This window comes from Allorhizocola rhizosphaerae, assembly GCF_003426775.1.
Lineage (GTDB): Bacteria > Actinomycetota > Actinomycetes > Mycobacteriales > Micromonosporaceae > Allorhizocola > Allorhizocola rhizosphaerae.
In genome coordinates this window covers 1-6,584 of record NZ_QJUG01000340.1, presented here as the reverse complement: position 1 = coordinate 6,584, position 6,584 = coordinate 1, and the positions used below count along the sequence as shown (strand labels likewise).

7 protein-coding genes and 1 tRNA gene are annotated in these 6,584 nt (G+C 67.2%); 3 read left to right on the top strand and 5 right to left on the bottom strand.

Annotated elements, in window-relative coordinates; genetic code table 11:
- Positions 1-424: 424 nt before the first annotated feature.
- The 4 genes from DM816_RS39325 to DM816_RS39310 are packed head-to-tail and all read right to left on the bottom strand — an operon-like array spanning position 425 to position 4,047.
- The gene (locus DM816_RS39325; RefSeq protein ID WP_117215565.1) at positions 425-1,012 is read right to left on the bottom strand and encodes a GTP-binding protein; all 588 of its coding nucleotides are present in this window, start codon (positions 1,010-1,012) and stop codon (positions 425-427) included.
- Entirely contained in the window at positions 993-1,385 is a 393-nt protein-coding gene (locus DM816_RS39320) for a DUF742 domain-containing protein (protein WP_117215564.1), read from the bottom strand. The genes DM816_RS39325 and DM816_RS39320 overlap by 20 nt, the downstream gene beginning before the upstream one ends.
- On the bottom strand, positions 1,375-1,785 hold the full coding sequence (locus DM816_RS39315) for a roadblock/LC7 domain-containing protein (RefSeq protein ID WP_117215563.1): 411 nt from the start codon (positions 1,783-1,785) through the stop codon (positions 1,375-1,377). Before DM816_RS39315 ends, DM816_RS39320 begins: the two co-directional genes overlap by 11 nt.
- Positions 1,786-4,047, bottom strand: a complete 2,262-nt coding sequence (locus DM816_RS39310) for a sensor histidine kinase (protein ID WP_162908307.1) — start codon at positions 4,045-4,047, stop codon at positions 1,786-1,788. It lies immediately after the preceding gene.
- A 236-nt stretch (positions 4,048-4,283) separates the two neighbouring features.
- Here DM816_RS39310 and DM816_RS39305 point away from each other — a divergent pair, with 236 nt between their 5' ends.
- Positions 4,284-5,075 (top strand): hypothetical protein, encoded by a 792-nt coding sequence (locus DM816_RS39305; RefSeq protein WP_162908306.1) that lies wholly within the window; start codon positions 4,284-4,286, stop codon positions 5,073-5,075.
- Between the two features lie 131 nt (positions 5,076-5,206).
- Here the strand turns inward: DM816_RS39305 and DM816_RS39300 are convergent, their stop codons facing one another.
- A complete protein-coding gene (locus DM816_RS39300) occupies positions 5,207-5,638 on the bottom strand; it encodes a TIGR02611 family protein (protein ID WP_117215560.1) in 432 nt (143 codons plus the stop codon).
- Positions 5,639-5,908: 270 nt separating this feature from the next.
- On the opposite strand from DM816_RS39300, the gene DM816_RS39295 reads away from it, so the two are divergent.
- Both DM816_RS39295 and DM816_RS39290 read left to right on the top strand, forming a co-directional pair.
- On the top strand, positions 5,909-6,340 hold the full coding sequence (locus DM816_RS39295; RefSeq protein WP_117215559.1) for an SsgA family sporulation/cell division regulator: 432 nt from the start codon (positions 5,909-5,911) through the stop codon (positions 6,338-6,340).
- Between the two features lie 49 nt (positions 6,341-6,389).
- Positions 6,390-6,461, top strand: a tRNA-Val gene (locus tag DM816_RS39290).
- Positions 6,462-6,584 lie beyond the last annotated feature (123 nt).

Sequence of the window (6,584 nt, the reverse complement as noted above, 5' to 3'; positions counted from 1 at the left end):
ATCGTCAAACGCGCCATCTCCAAATACCAAGCCCGCGGCCCGAACGTCAACCGCACCAGCTACAAGGCCACCCTCAACATCGACATCCTGCCCCCGCCCAGTCCTTGACAGGGCGAACGATGCCTTATCTACACGGCCTTGCGTCTAGCCCTGCATCGCGCGCCCGGCCTGTATCGCCGGCCAACCCCGCATCGCGCGCCAACCCGGCCTTGCCTGGCCCGCCCGGCCTGGCCCGCCCGGCCTGGTGCTGCCTGCGGAGCGCCGCTTCTTCAGACGCGCAGCCGGAGGCCAGACCCGGAGGCCAGACCCGGGGAGCCGACGCCACGCGGGTCATGCGATTTGGGCGACCAGGGCCACCCGCGGGCACGCCAGAGCGCGGCATGGCCCGACGAGCCGTGCCGCGCCCGCGATCAGCGCGAGTTTCTCAGCCTGCCATGGCGTTGGCGCGCACCTTCACCAGCACGTGCTCGACCAGCGTGATGAGCACGTGCTTGACCGAATCCCGATCCCGCGCGTCGCACAGCAACACCGGCACATACGCGTCCAGATCGAGCGCCTCGCGCACCTGTGAGTCCGTATAGGACTGTTCGGAGTCGAAGCAGTTGACCGCCACCACAAACGGCGTCCCGCGCTGCTCGAAGTAGTCGATGGCCGCGAACGAGTCGGCCAGCCGCCGGGTGTCGGCGAGCACGACCGCGCCCAGCGCGCCCGTGGCCAGCTCGTCCCACAGGAACCAGAACCGATTCTGCCCCGGGGTGCCGAACAGGTACAAAACAAGATTGGGGCTTATGGTTATCCGCCCGAAATCCATGGCGACCGTCGTGGTCAGCTTGTCCTGAACCCCGGTGGTGTCATCCGTGTCCATGCCCGCCGTGGTGAGCACTTCCTCCGTCCGTAATGGACTTATCTCGCTGACAGCACCGACCATGGTTGTTTTACCGGCGCCGAATCCGCCGGCAACCAGGATCTTAAGCGCCTGCGGGGGCGCAGCGTCAGAGCGCACGGAGTCCATGGATTACCGCCTGCAGTGTCTCGATATTGGGAAGGTCGTCTGTGGATGGAGGATCGTAGCGGGCGACGAGGCCCGCGGAGAGCAGGTCGCCCAGGAGCACCCGGACGACCCCGAGCGGGAGGTCGACGCGGGCGGCCACCTCGGCGACCGGCCGGGGTTCCTGGGTCAGGGCGAGGATCGTTTGGTGTTCTGGGCTGGGCGTGTCGGCGGCCAGGGTGCGCACGGCCACCACGTGGGTGATCAGATCGAGATCGGCGGTGACCGGCTCGACCCGCCCACCGGTGACCATGTATGGCCGGACCACTGGCCCGGCTTCGTGGTCCCACCAGGCCGGCCCGTCGTCGGGGATCGGTCCGGCTCGTTCAGCGGCCATCTGGTCCGGGCCTGGTCGGCGTGGCCAGGTGCGTGCCCACGCGCGTTGCCAGCATGGTCATCTCGTAGGCGAGCACGCCGAGGTCGGTGTCCGGCGCGGCGAGCACGGCCAGGCACGAGCCGGGCCCGGCGGCGCTGACGAGCAGGAACGCTTCCTCCATTTCGACGATGGTCTGGCGCACCGCGCCGCCCCGGAACCGCTGGCCGGCGCCGCGGGCGAGGCTGGAGAACCCGGCCGCGACGGCGGCGAGGTGCTCGGCGTCGTCTCTGGCCAGCCCGCTGGAGGTGGCGGTCAGCATGCCGTCGACCGAGAGCACGACGGCGCACCGTGCCTGTGGCACCCGCGTCAGCAGCTCGTCCAGGAGCCAGTCGGTCGCATGGCGGGTTGTCGTCGGTACCACTCAGGCACTCCCTTCCTCGGTCGTCGTCGTATCCGTTGAGTCCGTTTTGGACGAATCCGGCCTCTCGGCCGAGTCCGGCCCTTCCGCCGCGACCTGTGCCCGCCCGCGCATGGAGCCGGACTGGAACGCCGACATCCGTGACCGGATCTCGTCGGCGCTGCGCTGCACGTCGACCGCGGCCGCCCCGTTGAGCCCCGGCCCGGCGGGCGCCGCGGCCCGCCCGGCAGCCGCCAGGTCAACGGTGACCTGCTCCCCGTCGACGGGCTTCGGCTGCCTCTGCTCGGGTATCGGGCGGCGCACGCGCTTCGGCAGACCATCCACAATAGACACCGTGGTCTGCTCGCTCTTGTCGGGTGGGGGCACGGCGGCCGTGATCTCGCGCTTGGGCTGCTGCACGGTCAGCACGCCTGGCCCGGAATCGGCGGTGACCCCGATCAGCATGAGCTCCTCCGGCACCAGCACGACCGCGGTCACCCCGCCATACGCCGAGGGCCGAAGCCGTACCGTAATGCCTTGGCGGGCAGCGAGTTTGGCCACGACGAGCAGGCCCAGGCGGGCACTGTGCGCCGGGTCGAACGCGGGCGGCTCGGCCAGCCGCTGGTTGGCGTCGGCGAGCTCCGGCTCGCTCATGCCCAGCCCACGGTCCTCGACCTGCAGCGCGAGCCCGTTGGCGACCGTCTCCGCGTGCACGCGCACCTGGGTGTGCGGCGGCGCGAACGAGGTCGCGTTTTCGAGCAGTTCGGCCAGCAGGTGGATCAGGTCGCCGACGGCACGCCCGACGATGCGCACGTCGGGCAGGCGGTCCATGGAGACCCGGACATAGTCTTCGATCTCGGAAGTCGCGCCCCGGACCACATCGATGATGGGGACTGGATGGCGCCATCCGCGCCCCGGCGCGGACCCGGCGAGGATCACGAGCGCTTCGGCGTGGCGGCGCATCCGCGTGGCCATGTGGTCGAGCCGGAACAGGTCTTCGAGCTCCTGCGGCGCGGTGGTGCGGCGCTCCATCCGGTCCAGCAGCGTGAGCTGCCGGTGCAGCAGGGCCTGCGACCGGCGCGCGATGTTGAGGAAGACCTCGCTGATGCCGCGCCGCAGCGTGGCCTCGTCGATCGCCGCGCGGATGGCGGTGCGCTGCACGGCCTCGAACGCGTGCCCCACCTGGCCGACCTCATCGGTGCCCACGGCCACTATCGGCACATCGGTCACGCTCGCGTCGATGGCCACGGGTCCGGGCTGGCGTAACGCGGCGATCGCACGCGGCAGCAAATCGTGGGCCACACTGAGCGCGGAGGCGCGCAGCCGCTCCAGCCGGCGCACGACCGAGCGGCCGGTACGCAGCGCGAGCACCAGTGCCCCGGCCGCGCACAGCAGCCCGACCAACCCGGCGATCAGCGGGAGCGAGAACGCCCTGATGCCCACCTCATTGGCGAGGGCCAGGGCCGCAGTGGCGGCCTGGTCCTCGGTGTTGTCCATCTGGTCGAGCACGGCGGCGGCGCTGGTGCGCCAGATGCCCGGATCGATGGGCACGCTGTTGGGTACCTTCAAATTGGCAAGCGACTCCTCCATGGCGAAGAGGGTCATGTAGGCGTCGCCGGAAAAGATCTTCGCGTAGGTTTCCCTGTGCGGTGAGGTCAGCGCGGACACGGCCTCGTCGACCTGCTGCCGTCGCGCGCCGATCGCCAGCAGCAGCTTGCCCTGCTCGACCTGTGTGATGCGGCCGTCGGAGATCGCGGCGGTGACGATGGCGTCCTCCCGCGCGAGCAGCTCACGAGCCCGGCTGACCAGGAACAGCCCCCGCGCCACCTGAGAAAGGTAGGCGTCCGCGACATAGGTCAGGGGGGCGAACATCCGGTATGCCGCGTCGATGATTTCCGAGTACCGGCCGACGGTGGCGGAGGCGTCGGTCTTGCCCGTGTCGAAGTCGTTGCGGATCTGCCCGATGGCCTGCATGTGCGCGATGAACCCATCGACGACGATCAGGTGCCCGGCGGGCAGGGTCTCCCGCCCCCGATCCTGTTCGAAGCGGGCCAGAAACCGCTTGTAGTGCTCGTCGGTGCGCTGCCGCTGGTCGGCCAGCTCGGGCGTGCCAGCCTTGGCGCCGCCGGAGATGCGGCGCTCGTGCTGCAGCTCGACCATGAGGACTTCGCCGAGGGTGGTGACCGCGTGGTCGTATTTGTTGGTTTCCAACAGATTCAGCGCGGGTCCGATGGTGGCGGTGACCCCGAAGATGGACAGGCCGGTGATGGCGACAAGCGGTACCACGGCCAAAGTCATAATCTTGGCGCGGATACTCCAGCCACGTCTTCTCACACTGACCACGTCCAAGGGTACGATGCGCCGCCGCGCAGGTCATGTACCCCCCACAGAACTTGCCGCGGCTCGTTGTTTTTGACATTGCCTCCGGGCGAAGAACCTAATAGTTTCGCCCGCTCTTGTCCACTCTGCAGCCTTGCATGCTGGGCCTTGACACGATGGACGAGCGCCGTCCACATTGAGCCGTGACGACGCTAGACACAGGCAGCATAGTTGCCATTGCTTCGGCCGCCCTCTCCATCCTCGCGGCGGTCATTTCCGGTTATATGGCACAGCGTTCGAGCAAACTCGAGCACCGGTTGCAGCAGGAGCGGCATCGCGAAACCAAGGCCGAACAAACCGAAGAAATCATCAGCCGGTACCGCGAACCGCTGCTGCTGGCCGCGAACAGCCTGCAGAGCCGGATGCACAACGCGGTAGGCGGCGATTACCTTCCGCGATTTCTCCACTGTGGAGATCCGGAGCAGGAGCGGTACGCGCGCGACTTCACCGTCTACACCGTGGCCGAATACCTTTGCTGGGTCGAGATAATCCGGCGCGAACTGCGCTTTCTCGATCTGGGCACGGAGGAGCGCACGCGCGAGTTCAACCGGCATCTGGAGACGGTCAGCCGGGTGATGCTCCTGATTACCTACGAGCACGACCATTTCCGCCTGTTCCGCGGGCAGCAGCGGGCCATCGGCGAGCTGATGATGGTGACCACGAACGCCGGCAGCGACTGCATGACCTATCCGGTGTTCAGCTCCAAATTGGAGCATGAGCCGGAGTTCGCGCGGTGGTTCGCCAGACTGCGCAGGGACGTGGATGCCTTCCTCACGCACGACTGGAACGGCAACATCCGCCAGGTGCACCTGCAGTGGGCATTGATAGACTTGATTGACTTCTTGGACCCGAACGAGGTCCGGTTGACCCAAAATCGCGCGAAACTGGTGGAGAACGACTGGGCCAATCGGATTACGGCAGTACCGGCCGAATAGCCCAAACGGCATGGATCCGGCCGCGCTGACCTGGGGAGGTTGACGGGCGCGACCGGATCACCTCGATCACATCTCCTTATGCGGATTCGCGCAAGTCATCCGGACGGTTCGGGCGCTCTGACCAAGCGGCGTCAGTGCGTGGTTATGTAGTTCCACACGTCCCCGAGAAGATCGACGCCGAAGCTGTACTTCAGTGTCAGGGCGGCGACCAGCCCGACGAAGACCAGCCCGGCCGCGCCGATCAGCAGGCGCACCGCCAGCGACTGGCGCTTGACCCAGTTGGTCCAGCCGCGCAGCTTGTTGCGGGTGAACGCGAGCAGATGCCGGGCCCAGATGAACTCGATGGCCCAGATCGCGAGCCCACCGATCACGATCAGCCAGCCGGGTCCGGGCAGCGGGATGAGCACCAGCCCCAGCGCGACCACGAGCCCGCCCAGCACCGCGACGAAGATCTTGACGGCCAGATCACCGAGCGGGTTTGCGCGGATGGCGCGATAGGTAAGTCGTATAAGGGTTCGCAGATCCGGGCGCGTGGCGGTCTGCTCTGTCGGATCCTGGCTCAACGTCGGCTCCCCTCGTGGTGCGACCGTCACCTTAATAAGTCACCGGACGTTACCGGAGTGTGTCGACGGGTCCTGGCGCAGCGTACAACCTAGGAACACGGCAAAAGCGGGCATTTTACCTCTCACAAGCGCGTCTGGTTGCACATTTTCCACGATCTTCCCACGTGCGGGTGAGATCAGGAGATGACAGAGCGTAATTGGAGGGTTCACCGTGAGTATGGGAGGGACGAAGCGAGTGAGCTCCGTCGCAACGCCGGGGGGAGTACGTCCATGAGTGCCATCCGTCCCACGACCGTGGAGGTCGAGACGTCATTGCGGCTCGTCGCGCCCGACGCGACGTCGCTGCCGGTACGCGCCAGCCTGCGCTACGACCCGGCCGACCCCTACGCGGTCCACGTCCTGTTCCACGCCGAAGCTGCCGGAGGGGAAGCCGTCAGCTGGTCGTTCGCACGTGAACTCCTGGTCACCGGGCTCGATGAGCCGGCCGGGATCGGCGATGTACGGGTGTGGCCGTGGGCCACGCCGCGCGGCGACTTCGTCGCGCTCGCGTTATCGTCCCCGGACGGTAACGCACTATTCGAAGTGCCGCGCAGCGTCCTCGTACGCTTCCTGCGGCGCACCTATGTCGTGGTCCCACGGGGCCGCGAAACCGACCACCTCGATGTCGACGCCGCCGTCAACCGACTCCTCGCCGGGCGGTAAACCTCATGCGATGAATCGCCCGCGGCGTGATAGAGTCTGGATCCGTTGCGGGCGATTGGCGCAGCGGGAGCGCGCTTCCTTCACACGGAAGAGGTCACTGGTTCGATCCCAGTATCGCCCACTTTATGCAGATTCGTCCGATTCTTAGGTGCACATAGGTGCACCTTCTCTGTTTCTCGAGGCCCTTGCCGGCCGACGCCTGCAGCAACGGCAAGGCGAGCCTTCTTCAAATTCTCCTGCCTGG